Here is a 23,175-nt window from a genome sequence, read left to right on the forward strand (position 1 = left end):
AAGTGTTAAGCGGCTTTGGCAAGCTGGTAGGCCGCATATAGTTTCTGATAGATGGGGCCGGGCACGCCGTTTCCAATAGTCTGCTCGTCTAGCTTGACGACCGCAAGCACTTCTTTGGTCGCGGAGGACAACAACACCTCGTCCGCTGCAAATACCTCCTCTTGCGTGATTTTGCGGGCTTGCAGCGGAATGCCGCCAGCGGCACACAATTCTTCAATTAGTCCGTAGCGTATGCCTTCCAATATCAGATGATCTTTTGGTGGACCAGACAGTACGCCATCTTTGACAATCCAGACATTCGACGCCGATGCCTCGGTCAAAAATCCATCGCGGAACTGAATGCTCTCGGTGACGCCATGTTCTGCTGCATTCTGCGCTGCCAGCACGTTACCTAGCAAAGAAATGGATTTAATCTCGCAACGTAGCCAGCGTTTGTCTTCCATCGAGACACAAGCCACACCTTTGGCGCGCACCGCGTCGGACGGTAACACAATCGGGTTGGTCATGATGAAGATCGTCGGCACCATCTCTTGCGGAAACGCATGCGCGCGCTTGGCCACGCCACGCGTCACTTGCAAATACACCATCTGATCATCCGCCGGATGTGTATCCATCACCTGCGCAATCAATGCCAGCCAACCTGCTTTGTCATGCGGATTTGGAATGCCGATCGCTGCCAAGCTACGGAACAAGCGCGCCAGATGCTGATCAGCGCGGAACATTTTTCGACCGTACACCGGAATGACTTCATAAATACCATCACCAAAAATAAAGCCGCGGTCCAGCACAGGGATCTTGGCTTCAGAGAGCGGAGTCAGGCTGCCGTTGAGGTAAACAAGTGGGTCGTTCATGATGGGATACCGGGTGAGTGATGGAACCTCATTCTTACATAAGCTGCTGATAGGATCGATGCAAAGTTAGCATATCTATGGGTGATAAAAAGCTATTGCATATTCTGTTTAGCGAAATCAAGTTAGGTTATGCCGAACGATTTCTGCAGGCTATTGTGATGTTTTAATCAGTCTGGCTAGTAGTTTGTATAAAGTTAAAACCAAATGAAGTCATGAACAATGAATGAGCTTATATTTACGGTTACTATTTTGAATAATAAAAATAATTGATTCATCCTAAGGAGACAAAATGGATTTGCTACAGCCATTATTGATTACACTCGCTTTCGTTATCTTCCTGATGTTAGAGATCCTCACTGGTCGATTTAAAAAACTCAACGTTGCCAAAGATGATTGGAAGATTGAGATTTTGGTGCCTGTCTTGCTACTGGTATTGATACAGCCCGGCATCTTGTTTGGCATTCTGTGGATAGGGCAGCATTATTATCCTGAGTACAAAAATAGCCTTTCGTTCTTGCCGTGGTGGGGGATGTTTTTGATTCTGCTGGTTGCTGATGATATGACGCAATACTGGTGGCATCGGATTTCGCACACGCCTTTGCTGTGGCCACTGCATCGCGTGCATCATTCCGCCAGCTATATGAGCGTTCGTGTTGTGTATCGAAATAATTTTTTTTATTACGCGATGATGCCGGGAATTTGGATTTCCTCTGCATTGATTTTTCTCGGATTTGCCAAGGTGTATTTAGTCTATGTTGTGCTCAAACTCTTGGTCATTATCGGTGCTCACAGCGCAGTACGCTGGGATGAGCCTCTGTATCGCTTCCGCCTGACAAGACCATTAATGTGGCTGCTAGAGCGCACCATCTCTACACCTGCCACACACTATGCGCATCATGCGATTACGATGGATGACGGTATAGGTCATTACAAAGGCAATTTTGGTAACTTCTTGTTTTTCTGGGACATCCTGTTTAAAAGCGCATTGATCACACGCCAATACCCCAAACAAGTTGGCCTGATGGACGATGTTCAATATGGGAAAGAGGCTTGGTATATTGAAGTGTTTTTCCCAGTGTTTAAATCTAAACGATCACATTCTGCGCTGGGTAAAGAGCGGGTGATCGTTGAGTAGGTTGATGTTGCTCTGGGATTGCTGATTGCACCATCGTCAACAATTCTCGATAGCGAGATGGTGATCGCAAAAATTAGAAATCTCTTTAGATGTTCAGAGTGTATGCCAGCACCAGATTTTTATGCTGGCTACCTTCCAGATCAAAATACGTAATGCCTTCTTCGATGAAACCCATGGCAAGATAAAAATCAATTGCGCGCTGGTTTTGCGCGTTTGCCATCAGCCATAGCGTATCGAATTTATCTGTGATTTCTTGCAAGGCGCGTTGTAGTAAAGCTTGGCCAATCCCTTGGCCCGTGAAGTGCTCTTGTACATACAAGGTTTCTAATTTGGCACGCCGTTGATTTGCGGCTTTGTCGGTGAGGTCAGCCATGGATTGATCCTTGAGGTCATAGAGCAGGTGACCCATATTCAACGTCGCATAGCCGAGTAAGTTTTCGTTGTTCTCAGCGACCAAGACGCGCTGTTTGCTGTCTGCGATCAGCGCGCGCATTTTTGTGACAGTAAATTCTTCCAATATATAGCGGGCAATTGGATCAGAAATGCCATTTTTTGCATACGTGTGCAACCAGACGTGAATCCCGAGCGCTGTCAGACGGACAGCATCTGCAGGTTCTGCGGCGCGGATTGTAAAGGAGGTGCGGCTCATTGGTTTTAAGGTCATTATTTTTGTGAAGGCCAGATCAGAAAAACTCTATTTTAATCTCAGTCAACAATCAGAAAAAAAGGACAAGAACTGCATGAGTCTTGTCCTTTTTTGAGGATGCGTTGATGAATCAATCCATCAGCGCATCTGAAAGCTATCGCTTACTTAAACAGTAAGCGTAAAGAGTCCCAGGCGCGACCAAAGATACTTGCCTGGTCGACTTGCTCTAGCGCCAGTACTGGAAATTCTGCGACCGGTTTGCCGTCCAACATCATCTTGACTGTGCCAACCTGGCTATTCAATGGGATAGGAGCGACCAGTGGATCTTTGCGTTCCAGAGCGGGTTTCAATTTAGCGGCAGCGCCTTTTGGCAAAGTGACATACAGATCACGGGTGAAGCCGATTTTGACTTGCGCTTGTGTACCTTTCCAGACTTCTGGTGTGGCAATAGCCTGACCTTTTTCATACAGCTTGACAGTATCAAAATTGAGGAAGCCCCAGTTCAGCAGTTTTAAACTTTCTTGCGCTCTGACCTGATCGCTGGCAGTGCCTGTGACGACAGAAATCAGGCGACGCTGACCGCTACCATTAGGACGAATCGCGGAGGCAATCAGGCAAAAACCAGCCGCTTCGGTGTGGCCTGTTTTCATCCCATCAACGGTTGGGTCTAGCCACAATAAGCGGTTGCGGTTTGGTTGGGTGATTTTGTTATACGTGAAGCTTTTGGTCGAGTAATAGGTTTTGTAAAACTGTGGGTGATCATTGATCAGGCGCGCAGCCAAAGTCGACAAATCTTGTGCCGTAGAATAATTCTCGGGGCTAGGCAAACCATGTGGATTGGCGAAGTGGCTGGACTTAAGCCCCATGCGCTCGGCTTCTTTGTTCATTTGAACGACGAAGGCTTCTTCACTGCCCGCTACCGTTTCCGCCAGCGCAACAGCGGCGTCGTTACCCGACTGAACGATCAGTCCATATAGCAATTCGTTGATGGTGACAGGCTTATTTGGCTCGATAAACATTTTGGAGCTGCTGGCATCGACCTTCCATGCGTGAGTCGATACGTTAACAGACTGATTCAGATCAAGCTTTTTATCTTTGAGCGCAGAAAACACCAGATACGCTGTCATGATCTTGGTCAGCGACGCAGGTTCTATGCGCAGCGTCGCATCTTGTGAAGCGATGACCTGATTGCTGGTGGTGTCGACTAAAATCCAGGATTTAGCGGCAATCGTGGGCGCTGGCAGACTTTGGGCATTGGCAATGGAACTGACAGTCAGGCTTGACAATGCGCTGGCAAGTACGAGGACAGCGGAGGAGTTGACGGAGAGGAATGTAGCGAGAAATTTTTTCATTGAATCAGTAAAAAAGTAGCATTGAAAAGTAAAACAGTAAGGACGTTCATAGTCTAGCGGACAAGTTTGGTCTAGCGTGGGTTAGCTCGCATTGGCAGACTCATCCCACAAATTGACGACATAATTTTTTATATGTTGCAGTTTTCGATGGAAGAAATGATCTGCTCCGGGGATCACAATGACAGGGATATCTTGTGGTCGTGCCCAATCAAAAACGGCTTGCAGCGGGATTGTATCGTCGAGCTCGCCATGGATCAAAATCGTATTGGCTGGCACATCCGGCATCGGCCATTTGCCTGCTGCGGTACCGATCAATGCCAGTCGTTCTGCTGGCGTGCCTTGCGCAATCAGCTTCTGTTGCAATTGTGCCTGCACAAAGGTACCAAACGAAAATCCGCCTAAGGCCAGCGGTAGATCAGGATAACGCGTCCGCATTTGCGCCAGAAGTAAAGCCATGTCATCAGTTTCCCCGACGCCGTTGTCATGCACACCTTCTGACTTGCCGACGCCGCGAAAGTTCATCCTGACTGCGACATAACCCAAGGTAACAAAAGCACGCGCCAGTGTTTGGGCGATTTTATTATCCATCGTCCCTCCAAACAAGGGATGCGGATGAGCAACTAAGGCAAGCCCGCGTGGTGCTGGAAAATGTTCTGCATCAGGTAAATCCAGTGCGCATTCCAGCTGACCAACCGCACCTTGCGTAAAAAAATGTTCTGTTTGGGCATTCATATTGATATCAATCTTAAGTCTTCAAACTTAAATTTTGAGGCGTTCTACCGTACCGCCACCGACCAGATCCACTTCGATAATCTCATCGATGTCGGATTGATCGACAAAGGTGTACCAGGTGCCTTGAGGATAAATCACCATCACCGGACCTTCTTCGCAGCGATCCAGGCATCCAGCCTTGTTGATGCGAATTTTGCCGTGACCGCTGAGGTTGAGTTGCTTAATCCGTTTCTTGGTATGTTCTTGCGCAGCCTGCGCACCACGATCAGCGCAGCAAGGGCGGCCATCTTCACGTTGGTTCATGCAGAAAAAAACATGCTTTTCAAAATACGGTGCGTCGGGAGTTTTGGGATTATTAAGAGTATCAGCCATGATCATTTATCGTGTTCTGAGGTGAGTGAGCGCATTCGATGTAGACGAATGCATAGGCGACTATGATACACGCTCAAACTAGGATCAAGCTCAACGTAAGCAGATCGGAACACTTCGTTACGTTTTTTATTGATGATCGTTATTTACTCTTGATGGATGTTTTTCTGCTCAGCAATATCCACAAGCTGATGAATGGCCAGAGCAGACATAAAAATTGCGCAGCGCCGTTAAAGTTGAGAAACTTACCTTGTACCCAAGTTTGCAGCGTGACCGTAAAGTAAGGATTGCTCGGGATCAGATTAATCACCGTTAAGCTAATCACCAGCATCAAAATCGCTAGCCGTCGCTGCACCTGGTGCGGTGCGAACGAAAATCCGTACAACATAATCAGCGCGATCAATAGGCCGCCTTGTGCGCCGGGGGTAAGCCAGGCAAAGGCATATTCCGGTTTAAACAGTAGGGCGCTTGCTAGTGATTTGATGCCAATAGCCGCTAGTAAAAGTAAGCCTGATAAGCGGACCTTGGGCGCATGGCGATTCAGAATAAACAGGCAAATCAGTACCGCACTGGTACAACCGCAGGCAGTGATAATGGTTTCTGCCAGCAGGAATTTTTCTGGACTGAGTTCTATTCCGTTGAGTAGCATGCCACCCAGATCAATTGGCATATCTAAAAAATCACTCAGCCAAAACGATAAAATCGGCAGGATTTGACCCAGACCAAACAAGTAGGCTTGCGGGTAAATTTGCGCCATTGGCCACAAGCCGAGCGCCAGTACTTCCCGGCTGGCTTCCCCATACAGCCATTGCTTGCGGAGTAAACGCAAGCGTCCTTTTTCTAGCAATAAAGGGATTAGCAGCGCACCGAGTATGGACCCCAGAATAGCGCCGCCAGAGTTAGTCAAAAAGTCTAGTAAAGAGGTCACGCGGCTGGGTAAAAAATACTGCGTCGTTTCCATACTGGCCGAGAGTACAGCGCCAGAAAACGAGGCAATCAACACAGACCAGCGCCGCCTGCACACCGGATATAGCGCAAATACAATCAGCATACCCAGTGGCATGTAGCCGATCACATTGGTAACCGCATCAAAGCCAGTCCAATAGCGTGGCCACTGCTTTATCACATCGGTCAGTGCTGCCAGATTATCGTTTTGCCAGCCGGAGAAAGGATAAAGACTGGCATAAACAATCAGGAAGGCATACGCAAGCAAAGCGACCCGCGCAAATGGCGAGGCCTGGCGCTGGATTTCAAGTGGCGTTTCAATCTGCGGCTCGATATTTTTTGACGACGTATTCTGCATTGCGATGATCGAGAATGAGGGTTGAATCAATATACTCCCCATTATTTTTTATAAATATACTGGATTGTCCAAGTATTGTATGGACACTCAATATATACCTACTACCAGTATGTTAAGCGCACTATATTCTTTTACGTTTTGTTCCTGACTTTATTACCCTCTCCCGCTTACCGCAGAGGGAGTAAAAGTAACTTCGATTTTATTTCTATTTCTAGCAATGTGAGCACAACAAATTCTCTCTAGTTCAACCTCAAGGTCTGCATCCACGCCATCACATCGCTGATCAGCGCATCGCTGGCGGTGACCATGGCTTTTGCACCGCCCGGCGCATCCGCGGTTGGCGTTACGACCTGCTGCTGAAAACTTCGCTGCGCCAGTAGATTACGTCCTTTGAAGACGGTAGCGCGGATTTGGATTTGCACAGTGCTGCTGCTAGCGGAGGAAAACACTTGTGAAAACTCATCTAGATCCATTTGCAAGACCGACAAACTGCTTACTGCATCCCGGCTGGCGATCACGGTACCGCCAGCCGCGGCGATTCTGGTTTTTAATCGCTGTGTCAGCAATTGCGCCGGAGGCATGCTCCAGCGATGTTGCGCATATGGACGCGCTTGTTGCGCGTTATCGTATTGCAGCCGGTATAGCATCGCTGTGCTGTCTAGCGATGCAGGGGCATTGATGTCTGCCAGACTGATAGCCAATATGGGAGTAATCGAAGTCGACGTAGACGCCGGCGCAGATAAAGGCCCAAAGTCATAACTTTGCTTCTGTGCCGGAGCGCTTGAGCAGCCTGTTAAAGCTATTGCCAGTGCAATTAACATCAAGCTATACGTCCGTACGACACCAGAACGTGATGGATAAATCTGCTTGTGATTCATGAAAATTCCTTAGTTTCTATACGCGATTACTTCGGTGCGACAAAGCCCGGCTCACCCGGCCCTGGTGCCGGCGCTGCATTGCCAAATAACAGACTTTGCGGCCGCTCATTGAGTGCATCGGTGGTACGGTTGATCGCGCGCAAACTGCTGCGGGCGTCGTTGGTGATGGCATTGATTTTAGGCAGGGTTTCCTGACTGATGCCGGCACTGATTTGTTCTACTGACTGGTTGAGCCTGGCTAAAGGGCCGTCTGGCGCTTGCATGCTGACCGTGAACTGGTTGATGTTGTTGCTGAGTTTGCTGGCGTCGCCCGACAAGGTTTTGATGGCGATCAGGGTGCTTTGGGTTTGCTCGGCCAGCGCGGGTAGTTTGTCTAAAGCGGGGCCGAGTTTTTCCGGGACTGTTTGCCAGGCTGCGGCGGCTTTGCCGATGTTTTCTACTGTGGTGGCGATGGATTGGCGATTATTTGGGTCGAGCAGCAGGTTCAGGCGCTTAGTCAGCTCTTCGGTCTGGTTCAGGATAGCGACGCCACGTTGCTCCAGATTTTGCATCATGCCCGGGCGCAGCGGAATCCGTGGAATTACATCGTTTTGAGTCGAGGCCAGCAGTGGTGCGTGATCTGCATGAATATTGTCTTCATCCAACTGCACAAACGCAATACCGGTCACGCCTTGGTAAGCCAGTGTGGCATAGGTGGATTTGGTCACAGGCGTGTCTGACATCACATCTAAATGCAATAAAATCTGACCGGGTGTAGTGGGGTCAAAGCTGATGTTGCTGACATTGCCAACCCGTATGCCTTTGTAGCGCACGGCGGCTTGCATATTTAGTCCGGCGACCGACAATTTGGTCGCAATTTCGTACGGTGTACGCTTGATTTTATCTTTGCCCAGCCAGAGCGCAAAGACCGCCGCCAAAACCAATAAGGCAATCGTAAAAAAACCTGCCATCAGTGCGTGAGATCTGTTTTCCATCAGGTATTAACTCCTTTGCCGTGCGCATCGTCCACGCTACCGCTGTTGCTCTTACTATGACTATGATCACTGCTATCTTTGACATCAGGTGACGTGAATACTTCCATCGCTCTGCAGCCACGTCCACCCAGAAAGAAAGTCTGAATAAACGGATGCTGAAACGCCACCACTTCTTGCGGTGTGCCGATGGTAACGACTTTTTTCTCTGCTAACACGGCGATCCTGCTGGATAAGGCGAATAAGGTATCCAGATCATGCGTCACCATCACGACTGTCAAATGTAATTGCTGACGCAGTGATTGAATCAGCTTGACGAAACTGTCTGATCGATCAGGGTCTAGTCCTGCCGTTGGCTCGTCCAAAAATAATAATTCGGGATCAAGTGCCAACGCACGTGCCAGCGCGATTCGTTTGATCATGCCGCCGGACAAATCGGCGGGCATTTTTTTCGCATGTTCAAACCCAATCCCCGCCATGTGTAGTTTGAGATACACCATGTCGGCAATCAGACTCTCCGATAAGGTACGGAGTTCCCGCATCGGTTGGGCGACGTTGTCAAACACGCTGAGTGCAGAATACAAAGCACCATGCTGAAACAGCATGCCAGAGCGGCGTCGTAAAAAATCCAGATTGTTGGTGCTGGGCGCATGGATGTCTTCATCAAACACGCGAATGTTGCCTTGCGCCGGTGTCTCCAAGCCCAGCATCTGGCGCATTAAGACCGTTTTGCCCGAGCCGGAACCACCGACGATCGATAAAATCTCGCCTTGCTGCACTTGTAAATTTAAATTGTCATGCACAACCGCGTGACCAAACTGGGTACGCAGATGCTGGACATCGATGATGGAATTGGAGGCAGTGGGTGCAACCGAGGCAATCGAGGTAGTAGTCATCAGTAATATCCTGACTTGCTAAACAAGATCGCAAATATCGCATCAGCAATAATTACAATCGTAATCGAGATCACAACCGAGCTGGTTGTGCCTTGACCCAGACTTTCGGTATTGGGCTTAATGCGCAAACCAAAATGGCAGGCGACCAGCGCAATCAATATGCCAAAGGTGACACCTTTGAGCATGCCAATCCAGTAATTAATCAAAGCGACGGCTTCTGGCAATTTATACAGAAAAAATGTCGGTGACATCCCCAGCCGGGATTGCGCTGCCAGCATGCCACCGGCTAATGCCATCACATCGGTCCAGATCACCAGCAAAGGCATCGCAATCGCCAAGGCAATTACTCGCGGCATAATCAGTCTATAACCATGTGGTATTCCCATCACCCGCATGGCGTCTAGCTCTTCCGTCACCCGCATCACACCGAGCTGCGCGGTGATCGCTGACCCTGATCGACCTGCAACCAAGATCGCTGCCAGCAAAGGTCCTAGTTCGCGGACGATGCTCATACCCAAAATATTTACGATATATAACTCGCCGCCAAAAGCGCGCAACTGTTGCGCCGACAAATAAGACAGCACAATCCCGATCAAAAAACCAACTAGCGCCGTAATCCCCAATGCCTGAAAACCAGTACGGTACAGGTTGGCAGAAATTTCTTTCCAGGGGCCTTGCAGCGGATGACGGATCAGGCGGAATAAATCCAGGATGAGCTGCCCCAATAAAATGGTCAGACCTTTTCCATGCTCGACAAAACTTAGTACAAATGTACCCAATTGGCTGACCCGCTCCCACCGTTCTTTTGGTAAGTGCGGCACTGGTAGCTGGCAGACTTCTTCCAGTCTGACAAATAAGCCTTCGTGATATGTCTGCAATTGCAAATCAGCAGGGCGCTTTTTGCCCCAGATCTGCCACAAAATTTGTGCGCCAATATGGTCAAGTGCGGTAATGTCGCGCAAATCCCAGTGCAAATTATTCGGCAACTCCAACGGTGTGCGCAGCGCTTGCAATTGCGCGGTCAAGGTTTGCATCAGCGCTTGATTGCTCAGGGTGTGCGCCCGCCACGATCCTGCCAGATGGATGGTATTCGGGTTGGATGAGTGTCTGGTCAGCGAGGGAGGTGTGTCACGGGGCATACCCGCAGTGTAAGGGAGATTGAATTGAGCGGCAATCATCCTGACCCAAAATCAGCATGAGTTTGCCATGCTTGCATTTGCAATCTGATCATGTTTCACTGCAACTTATTTTTACGCTTGTCGCTTTATCTAGCCGCCAATTTCGACGCTATCTCATTTGCTTTTTAACTTATTGACTATCCCCCAGTATGACTTCCAGTCACCATCATTCCACTGGCTACTGTGCCAATTGTGATCACCCAGCACCGAAGAATTTTTGTCCTGCATGCGGCCAAAAAACGCATATAGAAACTCCGACCTTGTGGGAATTTATTCACGAATATCTGCATCACTATATCGCGCTGGAAGGCACCTTAACTCGTACTTTGTGGATGTTAATCGCTCATCCCGGCAGGCTGACTGCGGAATACGTGGCAGGAAGACGACAACGTTATATCAAGCCCTTGCAGCTATATCTGACGATGAGCTTTATATTTTTTGTGCTGTTTGGGCTGTTCGGACATCTGCCTGTCAGTGGTGGCGATATTGAGAAAGCACAGACGGCTAATAAAGAGAATGTCATGAAGGAGTTGATGGATGACCCGGACGAAGATGTCGCCGCTGCAGCTACCGGCATTGGTATCGGCATCGGCAATGTCCTTGATCCATTAAAAGCAAATATAAAAAAGAATAGTGACACCCGTAAGGCTGGGCAATCTATCGGGGAGAGTGGAGTATTGCAGGAGGCGTCTGAGGAATCTGCGGCATCTGAGGTAGTGGAAAAAAGCGATGCTTCCGTGCCACCCAAAGTCAAATCACAGCTAGGTGGCAGTCCTGCGGCCATTGCATGGGTCAAACGAGCGGGTAAACGTTTTAAGGAGTATCAGCTTCATCCTGAAGAAACCAGAAAAGAACTAGGCAAAGAGGCCTTGCATAAAGCCCCGTATGCGGTGTTCGTGCTGATGCCTGTATTTGCGTTCTTGTTATGGCTGGTGTATTTCCGCCGCCATCTGGTGTACGGCATTCACCTGGTATTGGCGTTTCATTTGCATGCTTTCACATTTTTATTGTTCTTGCTCTTGATGATTCCGTTTGTGCCGTCTGAATTGTTGACGATTGGGTTCCTGGTTTATTTTGTCATCGCATTACGGCAGGTCTATCACGGTCGATGGCTGGCGCAAATACTGCGGGCGCTGATGTTAATGGGACTGTATCTGATCTGTGTTGGCATCGCGCTGTGCGTCTTGTTTGTGACATTGATTTAATTATCATACTTGGGTGAGTATGATAACTTTTCTTATAAGTGTCCATATAAAGTATGGACATCAAGGCTGTAGATGGCAATACTCCCCCAATTTTAATATCTTTGAGTGGTCTCACGCGTTTTAAAGGTCTGGCAAAAGAAGGGCATTTTCTTGTGATTGTTTTAATTTTGTAGAAATAACATCATTCCTGGTTTACTATCGCCCGACTATTTCCCTCGTTTTGGGGGTATTGATCTAAAGGATGCAGTATGTGGATATTGGGCGCCATTATTGGTTTGATCCTTGGTATAGCGACCTCATCAACCAATGCCGCGGTGTTATATGCCATCGTTGGTGGTTTTGCGGCGCATGTTTTAAAGCAAGTGCTCAGTCAGAACAGTCGGAATAAAAAATCTGATGACGGCAAAAACCAGAATGCAGAACTGGTGGAACTCCGGGGACAGGTCGCAGTATTGGAGCGACGTTTGCAGACGGTAGAGCAGCAACTGGCTGCATCAAGCATCGTCAGCAAACAATCCCATATCAGTGAAGTTGAAACCGATCAGGTGCTAGCGCTTGATGTGATTGCAGAGCCTGTGATGAGTCCTGTGGCTACCGTACCTATGGTTCCTTCTGCTCCTATATCTAAAACAAGTTCGACAAGTTCCGCAAGTTCGCTGGCCGAGGCGATCAATGAGATGGCGGCAATTCTGAAGCCAGAATCCGTTGCTGTTACAGCAGACCCGGCGGTAACGGAGCTAGCAGCGAAGCCAACACAAGCCGCCGCGATCAAGGCCAATACAAACAACGCGCAAATTTCAGTAACTGCATCGACATCGGCAACTACACCAGCAGCGACAGCACGCCCGACGATCGCACCACGACGACCGCCGGTGCCGCAGATTCCGTTCCGCGATCGTTTGCCAGAACCTGTCCGCAACTTGATCTATGGCGGCAACGCGCTGGTGAAAACTGGCGTACTGATTTTATTCCTTGGGCTAGCCTTCTTATTACGTTACACCGCTGAACGCGTTACGGTACCGATTGAGTTGCGCTACGCCGGTGTCGCATTGGTTGGCATGGTCTTATTGGGACTGGGGTGGCTTTTGCGACATAAGCGTCGGGATTACGGCTTGATTTTGCAGGGCATGGGCGTTGGCGTGTTTTATCTGACGACGCTAGCAGCGATTAAATTTCATGGATTAATTCCGGCCGAAGCAGGATTTGGATTTATGTTGGCGGTGTCCTTGCTGGGTGCTGCATTGGCGATTTTCCAGAAGGCGCCAGCACTTGCCATCATCGCCGCGCTGGAGGGTTTTGCGACACCGGTATTGACTTCGACTGGTGGTAATCACATGGTCGGTCTGTTCACTTACCTGACGATTCTGGATATCGGGATTGTATTGATTGCTTGGTTTAATGCCTGGCGTGTGTTGAATGTGATCGGTTTTGTCGGCACATTCACCCTCGCCTCGGGCTGGGCCAATCAGTATTACAGCGATGCGCAATACCCGACAGTGCAGGCATTTTTGATCGTATTCTTTTTATTGTTTACGGCGGTCGGATTGCTATTCGCACGCCGTACGCTATTAGATGCGAAGTTAGTTGAGTCTGACAGCTTGGCAAAACAAGCCGGCGCAGCCTTGGCGCAAGTTGGCCGGGTCGATAGTGCCCTCGTATTTGGTACGCCGCTTACTGCGTTTAGCTTGCAATATCTGCTGATGAAGCCTTGGGAATTCGGCGCCGCCTTTTCGGCATTGGCGCTCAGTGGGTTTTATTTATTGCTGGCACGCATAGTTTTTTCTAAAGAGAAAGCCGGGCTGGCGTTATTGGCTGAGGCATATGCGATTGTTGGCGTGATCTTCGGTACGCTCGCCATTCCGCTGGGATTGGAAGGCGTCTGGACTGGCGCGGCTTGGGCGGTGGAGGGCGCTGGTATGCACTGGCTGGGTGTGCGGCAACGTCGCCCGTATGCACGCGGGTTTGCGTATCTGGTATTGCTGGGGGCATCCTATAAATTACTCAACACCATCACGATAGACGCGACTGCTGTTGGTCACTTCTTGCATGGTTCCAGCATTGGCCCGATCTTGCTAGCGGCCAGCGCGTTCGCAATGTGGTTACAACATCGTCGTGCAGCGTTAAACACGACAGACCATTGGGAAGCGATTCCAGGTTCACTGCTACCTTGGCTGGGTATGGCAGCATTGACTGTGTTGCCGTGGCAATGGTTTGTTCCTTCTGTCGCCGCCGCAGCCACGGCGGTATTGTCGGTCGTCACATTTGGAGTTGCTAACCGCTGGCGCTTAAAGCCTTTGCTGCCTGTCGTAGGCACTTTGCAAGTAGTCGCTGTGGTCAGTTTTATCGCAGGTTTGCATCGCTCTGCCAGCGGCTTTGCTCCCGCAAACAGCGCTTTAGAAAGCGGTTCGCAAGGCTTACTCACTGCGCTGGTGATTGCAGCATGTATTTTATTCACTGCAGGATGGCGCATGGCGGCAATCTTGCGTGAAGCCAAACAAAATAATCAGGCACCAAACTGGTCCTTGGCCAATTCAGTCGCGGTGGTTGCGGGCGTAGGATTGCTGCATCTGGCGATGTTGTTTGCGATTAATTTTCAGCAAGCCGCGTTGATCTGGCCGATCACAGCTTGTCTTGCTTTGTGGGTGGCATTGAGAATGTCACATAGTGCATTGGCCGCATTTGCCTTGTTATTGCAAGTGTTCTCCGTGCCTTTATTTTTACTGTACCAAACCGATGCGCCAGCGTTAGCCCAGTTGGATGCTTTGGCCGACTCCGGATCTTTGATGAGCAATTCATTCAATTTCTGGACGCCTCTGGTATTTGGTCTGGCGGCATGGTTTAGTGGTGATCGTTTACAAATGGCGGCTAAGCAATCAGTTGATCACGATGCCACAAGATCAGCCAAGTCATGGCTTTCTTTGGATGTTTTACTTTGGGCACCGGTGGTCTGGGGCTTGTTATGGCTTTTGCGTGCGCTGTTTGATGAGGCAGCATATCGTCTTTTAAATCCCGATTTGTTTAGTTTTATCCCCGCCAGCAGAATTGCGATTGTGCTGATGCTGTCTATCGTCATGTCAGTACTGGCGCGTTGGCGCAACTGGTCACAAATGGGACAGGCGACTTTTTTCACCTTACCTGCTTTGATGCTGATTGGCTTGATCGAGTTATTTAGAGCTGCTTACGGCACCAGCGTATTTATACCCTCGCAAGCCTTGGGCTGGTTGCTCTGGCCAATTGCCTTGGCGTGGCATCTACGTTTGTTATTCGTGCAAGCGCGCTGGAGTGAACATTTTTTCCGCAAACTGTTTCATGTGTGCGGTTTCTGGTTCTTTGTTTTGCTGGGAGCACGTGAAGTGCAATGGCATATGAGTAGTATTTCTCAGCCTTGGTCGGCGTGGCCTATGCTGGGCTGGATTTTGGTACCAGCACTCAGTTTGTGGCTGGTCCGATCACAGTTTGTATTGCGTCGCTGGCCGCTAAGCGAATTCCGTCAGGCCTATGTGGAGATCGCGGGCACACCGGTTGCCGCCTATCTGTTTTTATGGTGCTGTATCAGTAATGTTGTCAGTGCTGGCAGTGCTGCACCTCTGCCTTACATTCCCCTGATCAATCCTCTGGAGTTGGGACAATGGCTAGTATTAGCGTCGCTAGTTGCCTGGTGGAGAGCGTTGCCAGTCAAAGCCTATGATGAACAATTAAAATCTGCCATCAGCAAACTGGTTGCTGCGTTAGCACTGGCATTGATTACCGGCATGGTACTGCGTACCATCCATCATTGGGCGGGTGTGGAGTGGCAGTTCGACAGCTTATTTGCCTCATGGCTAGCGCAAGCTGCGGTGTCAATTACCTGGGCAATTGCCGGTGTCGCAGCGATGTTGTTTGGCAACCGCCGTGGCTCACGCTCTGTGTGGATGGCGGGTGCAGGCTTGCTTGCGGTTGTGGTGTTGAAATTGTTTATTGTTGAATTAGCCGATCGTGGTGGTTTGTATCGCATCGTCTCGTTTATCGGAGTGGGCGTGCTGTTGTTGGTCGTCGGATATTTTGCGCCTGTGCCAGTAAAAAAAGAGTCGTCGCATGCGGAGAAATCTGATCTGAAGCCAGATACAGAGCCCGCTTCAAAGCCCAACTCTGGAGCCGCCATATGACGTCGCGCAATCTCTTCAGCGTGCTTGGGTGCATGGCGGTTTCTTTTGCTACACAGGCCGCCAATATTGCTGCTGCCGATGTGCCTAAGCCAAAGCCCGTTCAACAAGCTACCATCGCCCTCAGTGGTGACGGACCATTTTATCAATTGAGTTTGCCCACGACGATTTATCCTTCTGCCGCTCATACCGATTTGCGCGATGTTCGTATCCTCAATGCCAGCGGCGCCGCGGTGCCGTATGCATGGCTTCAGCAAGCGCAGCAAGATGCAACTGCGCCCGAATTCATATCAAACAAACTCCCTGTGTTTCCTTTGAAAACGGCCGTCGCTGATCAATCTGCTTCCCGTAATGATGTGCAACTCAGCTTTACGCAGAAACCGGATGGCTCTTTGATTTCCATCAGTACGGGCAAGCTTGCTGCGCAAACGCCAGCATCGGGCGGCGATTGGATTATCGACGCCAGCCAGGTTCAGGGACAGTTTTTGCAAGCGCGTGTGAGCTTGGCAGACAATGCGGAAGGTTTGTTTCCCTTGACGCTGGAAGCGAGCGATGATTTGCATCAATGGCGCAGCATAGGTGGTGAACAGCAACTGGCGATACTCAAGCAACAGGGCGCGGCGATAGAACGACTAACCCTGGATTTATATGGCGCCCATGCCCGGTTTGTACGCCTGCACTGGCTTGATTCAGCCCGCAGTGCGGCGATACGGTCGTTCACGCTGGATAGTGTGAAGCAGTTAGAAACGCTGTCGCCCTTGCAATGGTCTAGCCGTATTTCGGCGATAAGCTGCGAGATTCATTATTGCGACTACCTGTTACCCAAGAATACGCCGATCGATAACCTGCGGATTCGGCTTGCAGAGATTAATACATTGGCAGATGTGCAGATTTTGGGCGAGTTGCCAGCGAATACATCGGGTAATCCGGATGATACAAGCTATGGAGAGCATCGCCTATATCACTCGCCGCTGTACGCCTTGCATGCTTTGCGCCATAAGCGCCAGGCAGATGCCGCGCCGGTAGACAATTTCATTGGATTAACTCAGAGCGTCTTGTATCGCTTAAAGCAAGGTGAGTATGAGGTCGAGTCAGAAAATCTGCCTATGAACGGTGGTATTTATACACGTTTGCGCTTGCAAACAGCAGGTGCGATTAGTTTGCTTGGGGCGACGCCGCCGACAATAGAAATTGCCAGTATTCCACGTAATCTGGCCTTTTTAGCGCGAGGAAATCCACCGTTTAGCCTGCAATGGGGCGTGGATCAAAAAGACAGCAGCGCGCTGCCGCTAGCGACATTGCTACCTGCTTACCGTAAAGATCAGGTATTTAAAATGGATGCGGCAAGCGTGAACATCTCAGCTGCTACAGCACCAGTCGAATCCGTAGCAGAAAATTCGCAGCCACCAGCGACAAAAGAGAACAAAAGTGCGTCCAACAAAATCTGGTTATGGGCAGCGCTGGCAGCAGGTTTACTCCTGCTCGGCGGAATGGCGTGGTCTTTATTTCGGACGATGTCTAAAGAAAGCGGGAATTAATCGTCGCTTTCTTATCTAACGAGTTTTGGTTAGTTTTGGGTAGTTTAATTTATATACATGAGGGTGTATGAAGTAATTAGGTGGTATTGTCCAGAGAATGATTGGACAATACGGCTTTCAATTCACATACTCCCCTGTTTTTTTTATTTCTCTTGCGTCAGCGGTGTCTTTTTATCCATCACCTCACGGCAATCACCTTTGAATGTGGCATTGTCATAGTTGGTCCAGCCATAGCTATCAACATAGCGAATATGGGTTTGCAACTTCGGATTTAGAAAACTCCATTCAAGGCGCTCGCCCGGGTAATGGATATTCGCCATGTCTAATAAAGAATGAAATACGTTCTCTGTGGACAGTCTGGCGTTCTGGTGTTTGTACAATTGTTTGATCTTGTCGGGATACTGGGTTTGATACGCGTCCGAGTACCACATGAAAGCCGGAATATGGAATTCATACTGCGTGTTATGGCCATGAAAGGCGAGGTTGCAACTGCCGTCATACAAGGTTTGTCCGTGATCAGATACATACAGCATCGAGGTCAGCTGCTGACTCGTTTTGAGTCGCTTGATTACCTCAGACAACATCCAGTCAACATACAGCACGGAATTGTCATAGCTATTATTGAGCGCTTGCTTGTTTTTTAGATCGGTATAGGCCGGATTGTTGATGCCAAATAATGATGGCTTCCACTGGTCGAATTCTTTAGGATGGCGATGACTGTAATTCCAATGATTACCCAAGGTGTGCAGCACAATCAGTTTTTTAACTGCTGGGTCGTGCATGGCATTTTCCATCGGCGACAACAAAATTTGATCCAGACTGGAGTTATTCGTAAAGCCGCCTAGATTTAAAAACTGTGTGACATCGGCTTCTTTGGCAAACACAGAGGTCGGCGTATCAAATTGCCCAAAGCTCATTTGATTTGACAACCAAAATGTTTTAAAACCCGCTTCTTTGAACGCGCTGATAAACGACTTTTCAGCAAAACCCGCTTTTAAACTCTGTGCCGCAGGCTTGCGCGAGACGATGATAGGTACCGACAAACGGGTAGCAGAGACGGCAGTGACTACATCGGTAAAACTGACGAGCTTGCTTTCCTGCTTTAACAGTGGATTGGTAGCGCGCTCATAGCCGTTGAGACTCCAGCGGTCATAGCGTGAGGATTCTCCAATCACCATGACGACGATTTGGGGCTGGTTTTTATCGCCAGTCAGACTCGCTTTAAAGTGGAATTCACTACTCTTTTCTGCGAGTTGCGACAAATAACTGCGCTCATTCCAAAAATCCTTGCCCCGGATAACCAGGCCGAACGGCCAGGTGCGGGCGAAGGTTTCCTCGTCGTAAGGGATCTTTGCCCAATGAGGTAGTTTGGGGAGCGTCGGCAGTAGCTGATTCCAGGCTTTCTCATAGAAAGTGATCTTTTTACCTGCCACTGATGGTGCTGAGACAGATGCTGGCACTGATATTGATGCTGCTGTTGGTGCCGAGGTACTGCTGTCGTCGTCTTCATCCTCATCTTCTTCCTCGCTGACAGAGGTGCTAGCGCTTAAGCTAGTTGACGCCTTTGCGCTGGCTTTGGCGGATGCAGATGCAATGCCAATTTGCTCGCCGTAAGTCCATGTGGCCGCGCCGCACAGCACTAAGATAATGACCAACCAGCGAGACTTATGCGTCCAATCCAGAGCCTGAGTTCGTTTGCTTAACTTTAAAATACTCCACCACCAGGCAATGACGGTGATCGATACGGCTAGCAATAGCCAGACTTTATTGCCTAAAAATTCAAGCGCTTCTTTTGGGCTGGTTTCTGCGATGATGCCCAGATGATGCGTTGAGATACCTTGCCCAAAAAACAGGCGTAAATAGATTTCCGTCGGTACTGCAAAAAAAGCAGGGAGCAGCAACCAGTGAAACCAGCGCGGCCGCTTCATGGTTGCCCATAAGGCAAGCCAGGTGATTACTTCCATCACCACAATCTGCCAAGCCTGTTCTACGGGCTTATCTAGCAACAATGAGAAGAATGGTAATGCCGACAGTAAAAAATAGCTGACAACAATATAAATAGCGGCGGGCTGCAACAAAGGCGGCATGGTGATGGTGGTCCGGTGTGGTCTGCCAGGCGCAATGCCCAGACATGCGCCAAGCGCAGTGAATCGTGAATACAGCGTAAAGCGCGTAAATATAAAGGATTTAAGATGGCTTGGTGCTGATGAGAAAAACTATGTTGCAATTTATTTTCAAGCTGTTTGCGAATGCGACCCTAAATGCTTGCCTTGTATTCCAGCGCAAACGGGCTATTCTGTAAGCCCAAACTTATGATCATGCCGCGCTAACTACTTGATTTGGTGTAGCTTACGCCGACACAAACAGATTGACAGCGGCAAGATCTAGGGTTTAAACTTGCGAGTTCTCGATTTTGGATGGTCTATAGCTTGCATATTTTCCCAAAAATATGATTGGTTTATTCAGCAAAAATCGGGTGTGTCGGATGAAAGTTCGATGCCAATAAAGATTTAAGTCCCCGGGCAACCGTTTCCGGGTTTGTGTTTAACGTTGTATTTTGTTGGATTAAAAACGATGCCAACCATCAATCAACTGATTCGCCAGCCACGTGTCTCTGTACGCGTCAAAAGCAAATCACCGGCGCTGGAAAACAGCCCGCAAAAACGTGGCGTTTGTACCCGCGTTTATACGACAACTCCAAAAAAGCCTAACTCGGCTTTGCGTAAAGTTGCCAAAGTACGTCTGACTAACGGTTTCGAAGTAATTTCGTATATCGGTGGTGAAGGCCATAACTTGCAAGAACATAGCGTAGTGCTGTTGCGCGGTGGTCGTGTAAAGGATTTGCCGGGTGTGCGTTACCATATGGTTCGCGGTGCTTTGGATACTCAAGGCGTTAAAGACCGTAAGCAAGCTCGTTCCAAATACGGTACGAAGCGCGCTAAGGCCGTTAAGAAGTAATACTCTTGTAAATTAATCTCCATAAAATGGAGCAGTGTCGGCTCCTAATGGGCTGAGTAAGTGGCAGGTTATGATGGCTTGCCGCGAGAAGTAGATGAAATGTTATCTGCGACTCAACTGAAGATTGAAAAGGAATCGAAATGCCACGTCGTCGTGAAGTCCCGAAACGGGATATTCTGCCGGACCCAAAGTTCGGCAATGTAGAAGTAGCAAAATTTGTAAACGTATTGATGTTGTCAGGCAAGAAGTCTGTTGCTGAGGGCATTATTTACGGTGCGTTTAATCACATCCAGCAAAAATCTGGTAAAGATCCATTGGAAGTGTTTGCACTGGCAATCAGTAATGCTAAACCATTGGTTGAGGTTAAGTCTCGCCGCGTTGGTGGTGCTAACTATCAAGTGCCAGTTGAAGTTCGTCCAGTTCGCCGTTTGGCTTTGTCTATGCGTTGGTTGCGTGAAGCAGCTAATAAGCGCAGTGAAAAATCTATGCCACAACGTTTGGGTGGCGAATTGCTTGAGGCTGCAGAAGGTCGTGGCGGCGCAATGAAGAAACGTGATGAAGTTCATCGTATGGCAGAAGCTAACAAGGCTTTCTCCCACTTCCGTTTCTAAGAGTAAAAGTAAAGGGCTATTGTGTATTTTTTATGCAATGGTTCTGGCAGGTAATTTGAATCAGGCCGGGCGTAATTTTCAAAAAAAATTGCGCTCGGTTTTGTCCATTAAAAGATTTAGGATTAGCTATGGCCCGTAAGACCCCCATTGAGCGCTACCGCAATATCGGTATTTCGGCTCACATTGATGCTGGTAAAACTACGACAACTGAGCGCGTTTTGTTTTATACCGGTGTAAACCACAAAATCGGTGAAGTGCATGATGGCGCGGCTACCATGGACTGGATGGAACAAGAGCAGGAACGTGGTATTACTATCACCTCTGCTGCGACAACATGCTTCTGGAAAGGCATGGCGAATAATTTTCTTGAGCATCACATTAATATTATTGATACTCCTGGTCACGTTGACTTCACGATCGAAGTTGAGCGTTCCATGCGTGTTCTTGATGGCGCCTGCATGGTTTACTGTGCGGTAGGTGGTGTGCAGCCTCAGTCTGAAACTGTATGGCGTCAGGCTAATAAGTACAAAGTTCCACGTTTGGCTTTCGTCAATAAAATGGATCGTACTGGCGCAAACTTCTTCAAAGTGTATGAGCAAATGCGTACACGTTTGAAAGCAAATCCAATTTTGATGCAAATCCCTATCGGCGCAGAAGAAAACTTCTTGGGCGTAGTTGATCTGGTCAAGATGAAGGCAATCTATTGGGATGAAGCCTCTCAAGGTATGAAATTTGACTATCGCGAAATTCCTGCTGAACTTGCTGCTTCAGCTCAAGAATGGCGCGAAAAAATGTTGGATGCTGCTGCAGAATCAACAGAAGAGTTGATGAATAAATACCTTGAAGAAGGCGATTTGTCTGAGGAAGACATCAAAACAGCAATTCGTGCACGCACTATTGCGGCTGAAATTGTTCCTATGATGTGCGGTACTGCATTTAAAAACAAAGGCGTACAAGCCATGTTAGATGCGGTTATTGAATACTTGCCTTCACCGGTTGATATTCCGCCAGTCACAGGATTGGATGAGTACGACGAGCCGACTTCGCGCAAGCCAGAAGATACTGAGAAGTTTTCAGCTTTGGCCTTTAAAATCATGACTGATCCGTTTGTTGGTCAGTTGATTTTTTTCCGCGTCTATTCTGGTATGGTTAAGTCGGGTGATACAGTATTCAACCCGAACAAGAATAAGAAAGAACGTCTTGGTCGTATTTTGCAGATGCATGCAAACCAGCGTGAAGAAATCAAAGAAGTACATGCGGGTGATATTGCTGCTGCTGTTGGTCTGAAAGATGCTACTACCGGTGAGACTTTGTGCGATCCATCTTCCATCATTACTTTGGAGCGTATGGTATTCCCTGAGCCAGTTATTTCTCAGGCAGTTGAGCCGAAAACTAAACAAGATCAGGAAAAAATGGGCCTGGCGTTGAATCGCTTGGCGCAAGAAGATCCTTCTTTCCGCGTGAAGACTGATGAAGAATCTGGTCAGACTATCATAGGCGGTATGGGTGAGCTTCATCTGGAAATTATTGTTGATCGTATGCGCCGTGAATTCGGCGTTGAAGCGACCGTCGGTAAGCCACAAGTTGCATATCGTGAAACTATTCGCAAGACTTGCGAAGAAATCGAAGGTAAATTTGTTAAGCAATCTGGTGGTCGTGGCCAATATGGTCACGTAGTTCTGAAAATCGAACCGCAAGAACCGGGTAAAGGTTTTGAATTCGTTGATGCGATCAAAGGTGGTACCGTTCCTCGTGAATATATCCCTGCGGTAGAAAAAGGCGTGATTGAAACTCTTGCTTCAGGCGTACTTGCTGGTTATCCAGTCGTTGACGTTAAAGTCACATTGTTCTTCGGTTCTTACCATGATGTCGATTCCAACGAAAACGCATTCCGTATGGCGGGTTCGATGGCATTTAAAGATGGTTGTCGCAAGGCGAGTCCAGTTATTCTCGAGCCAATGATGGCGGTTGAAGTTGAAACGCCAGAAGATTACGCTGGTACAGTGATGGGCGATTTGTCTTCACGTCGCGGTATGGTTCAAGGTATGGATGAGATTCCTGGTGGTGGCGGTAAGATCATTAAGGCTGAAGTGCCTTTGTCCGAAATGTTTGGTTACTCGACTTCTTTGCGTTCTGCAACGCAAGGTCGTGCAACATACACTATGGAATTTAAGCATTATGCAGAAGCGCCGAAAAACGTTATCGACGCAATCGTGACTTCGAAATCAAAATAATCTGATTTCAGTTCATTAAAAAGCTTTAAAGCATCTGACAAGCTCACTTCATGCCGAAGTGGGTTCATTATTGATAAATCGTTCTTTTTGAAGGAAGAATAAAATGGCAAAAGGTAAGTTTGAGCGCACCAAGCCGCACGTCAACGTAGGCACAATTGGTCACGTAGATCACGGTA

The 23,175-nt window shown here is 48.6% G+C and carries 18 protein-coding genes and 1 pseudogene; 8 read left to right on the top strand and 11 right to left on the bottom strand.

All coding sequences use genetic code 11. The features are described from left to right. Nucleotides 1-5: 5 nt before the first annotated feature. Nucleotides 6-851, bottom strand: coding sequence for a D-amino acid aminotransferase (locus tag QN395_RS14665; RefSeq protein ID WP_322120262.1), 846 nt, complete (start codon nt 849-851; stop codon nt 6-8). Between the two features lie 289 nt (nt 852-1,140). Here QN395_RS14665 and QN395_RS14670 point away from each other — a divergent pair, with 289 nt between their 5' ends. Further along, nucleotides 1,141-1,986 carry a sterol desaturase family protein gene (locus tag QN395_RS14670; RefSeq protein ID WP_322120261.1) on the top strand — a complete coding sequence of 282 codons (846 nt, stop codon included), beginning with the start codon at nt 1,141-1,143 and terminating at the stop codon, nt 1,984-1,986. 85 nt (nt 1,987-2,071) lie between these two features. Here QN395_RS14670 and QN395_RS14675 read toward each other — a convergent pair whose 3' ends face one another. From QN395_RS14675 to QN395_RS14715, 9 genes are all read right to left on the bottom strand, one after another. Then, nucleotides 2,072-2,650, bottom strand: a complete 579-nt coding sequence (locus tag QN395_RS14675; RefSeq protein ID WP_322120260.1) for a GNAT family N-acetyltransferase — start codon at nt 2,648-2,650, stop codon at nt 2,072-2,074. A 143-nt stretch (nt 2,651-2,793) separates the two neighbouring features. Then, complete coding sequence (locus QN395_RS14680; RefSeq protein WP_323492267.1) at nt 2,794-3,984, bottom strand: D-alanyl-D-alanine carboxypeptidase family protein; 1,191 nt, start codon at nt 3,982-3,984, stop codon at nt 2,794-2,796. Between the two features lie 81 nt (nt 3,985-4,065). Beyond that, a complete protein-coding gene (locus tag QN395_RS14685) occupies nt 4,066-4,716 on the bottom strand; it encodes an alpha/beta hydrolase (protein WP_322120258.1) in 651 nt (216 codons plus the stop codon). 27 nt (nt 4,717-4,743) lie between these two features. Beyond that, on the bottom strand, nt 4,744-5,088 hold the full coding sequence (locus QN395_RS14690; protein WP_322120257.1) for a (2Fe-2S) ferredoxin domain-containing protein: 345 nt from the start codon (nt 5,086-5,088) through the stop codon (nt 4,744-4,746). A gap of 139 nt (nt 5,089-5,227) precedes the next feature. Further along, nucleotides 5,228-6,430, bottom strand: a complete 1,203-nt coding sequence (locus QN395_RS14695) for a VanZ family protein (RefSeq protein ID WP_323492266.1) — start codon at nt 6,428-6,430, stop codon at nt 5,228-5,230. 197 nt (nt 6,431-6,627) lie between these two features. Then, the gene (locus tag QN395_RS14700; protein ID WP_322120255.1) at nt 6,628-7,266 is read right to left on the bottom strand and encodes an ABC-type transport auxiliary lipoprotein family protein; all 639 of its coding nucleotides are present in this window, start codon (nt 7,264-7,266) and stop codon (nt 6,628-6,630) included. A gap of 26 nt (nt 7,267-7,292) precedes the next feature. After that, nucleotides 7,293-8,240, bottom strand: a complete 948-nt coding sequence (locus QN395_RS14705; RefSeq protein WP_323492265.1) for an MlaD family protein — start codon at nt 8,238-8,240, stop codon at nt 7,293-7,295. Next, nucleotides 8,240-9,133, bottom strand: coding sequence for an ABC transporter ATP-binding protein (locus QN395_RS14710; protein ID WP_322120253.1), 894 nt, complete (start codon nt 9,131-9,133; stop codon nt 8,240-8,242). The genes QN395_RS14705 and QN395_RS14710 overlap by 1 nt, the downstream gene beginning before the upstream one ends. Continuing rightward, nucleotides 9,133-10,272: an ABC transporter permease gene (locus QN395_RS14715; protein ID WP_322120252.1), complete on the bottom strand. Its 1,140-nt coding sequence runs from the start codon at nt 10,270-10,272 to the stop codon at nt 9,133-9,135. Before QN395_RS14715 ends, QN395_RS14710 begins: the two co-directional genes overlap by 1 nt. Before the next feature lie 188 nt (nt 10,273-10,460). Between QN395_RS14715 and QN395_RS14720 the strand changes: the two genes are divergently transcribed. The 3 genes from QN395_RS14720 to QN395_RS14730 all read left to right on the top strand — a co-directional run bounded on the left by QN395_RS14720 (nt 10,461) and on the right by QN395_RS14730 (nt 17,196). Then, complete coding sequence (locus tag QN395_RS14720; protein ID WP_323492264.1) at nt 10,461-11,516, top strand: DUF3667 domain-containing protein; 1,056 nt, start codon at nt 10,461-10,463, stop codon at nt 11,514-11,516. A 248-nt stretch (nt 11,517-11,764) separates the two neighbouring features. After that, nucleotides 11,765-15,661 carry a DUF2339 domain-containing protein gene (locus QN395_RS14725; protein WP_322120250.1) on the top strand — a complete coding sequence of 1,299 codons (3,897 nt, stop codon included), beginning with the start codon at nt 11,765-11,767 and terminating at the stop codon, nt 15,659-15,661. Beyond that, nucleotides 15,658-17,196, top strand: coding sequence for a DUF3999 domain-containing protein (locus QN395_RS14730; RefSeq protein WP_323492263.1), 1,539 nt, complete (start codon nt 15,658-15,660; stop codon nt 17,194-17,196). The genes QN395_RS14725 and QN395_RS14730 overlap by 4 nt, the downstream gene beginning before the upstream one ends. A gap of 143 nt (nt 17,197-17,339) precedes the next feature. Here QN395_RS14730 and QN395_RS14735 read toward each other — a convergent pair whose 3' ends face one another. Then, a complete protein-coding gene (locus QN395_RS14735; protein WP_322120248.1) occupies nt 17,340-19,283 on the bottom strand; it encodes a phosphoethanolamine transferase in 1,944 nt (647 codons plus the stop codon). A 487-nt stretch (nt 19,284-19,770) separates the two neighbouring features. On the opposite strand from QN395_RS14735, the gene rpsL reads away from it, so the two are divergent. The 4 genes and pseudogenes from rpsL to QN395_RS14755 all read left to right on the top strand — a co-directional run. Continuing rightward, nucleotides 19,771-20,154, top strand: coding sequence for a 30S ribosomal protein S12 (gene rpsL, locus QN395_RS14740; protein WP_322120247.1), 384 nt, complete (start codon nt 19,771-19,773; stop codon nt 20,152-20,154). Nucleotides 20,155-20,294: 140 nt separating this feature from the next. Next, nucleotides 20,295-20,765, top strand: a complete 471-nt coding sequence (rpsG, locus tag QN395_RS14745) for a 30S ribosomal protein S7 (RefSeq protein WP_322120246.1) — start codon at nt 20,295-20,297, stop codon at nt 20,763-20,765. Nucleotides 20,766-20,893: 128 nt separating this feature from the next. Beyond that, nucleotides 20,894-22,999 carry an elongation factor G gene (fusA, locus tag QN395_RS14750; RefSeq protein ID WP_322120245.1) on the top strand — a complete coding sequence of 702 codons (2,106 nt, stop codon included), beginning with the start codon at nt 20,894-20,896 and terminating at the stop codon, nt 22,997-22,999. 103 nt (nt 23,000-23,102) lie between these two features. Beyond that, nucleotides 23,103-23,175 (top strand): annotated as a pseudogene (locus QN395_RS14755) (elongation factor Tu); the annotation flags it as partial.

It is taken from the genome of Undibacterium sp. RTI2.2 (genome assembly GCF_035018705.1).
In the GTDB taxonomy this organism is placed as follows: domain Bacteria; phylum Pseudomonadota; class Gammaproteobacteria; order Burkholderiales; family Burkholderiaceae_D; genus Undibacterium.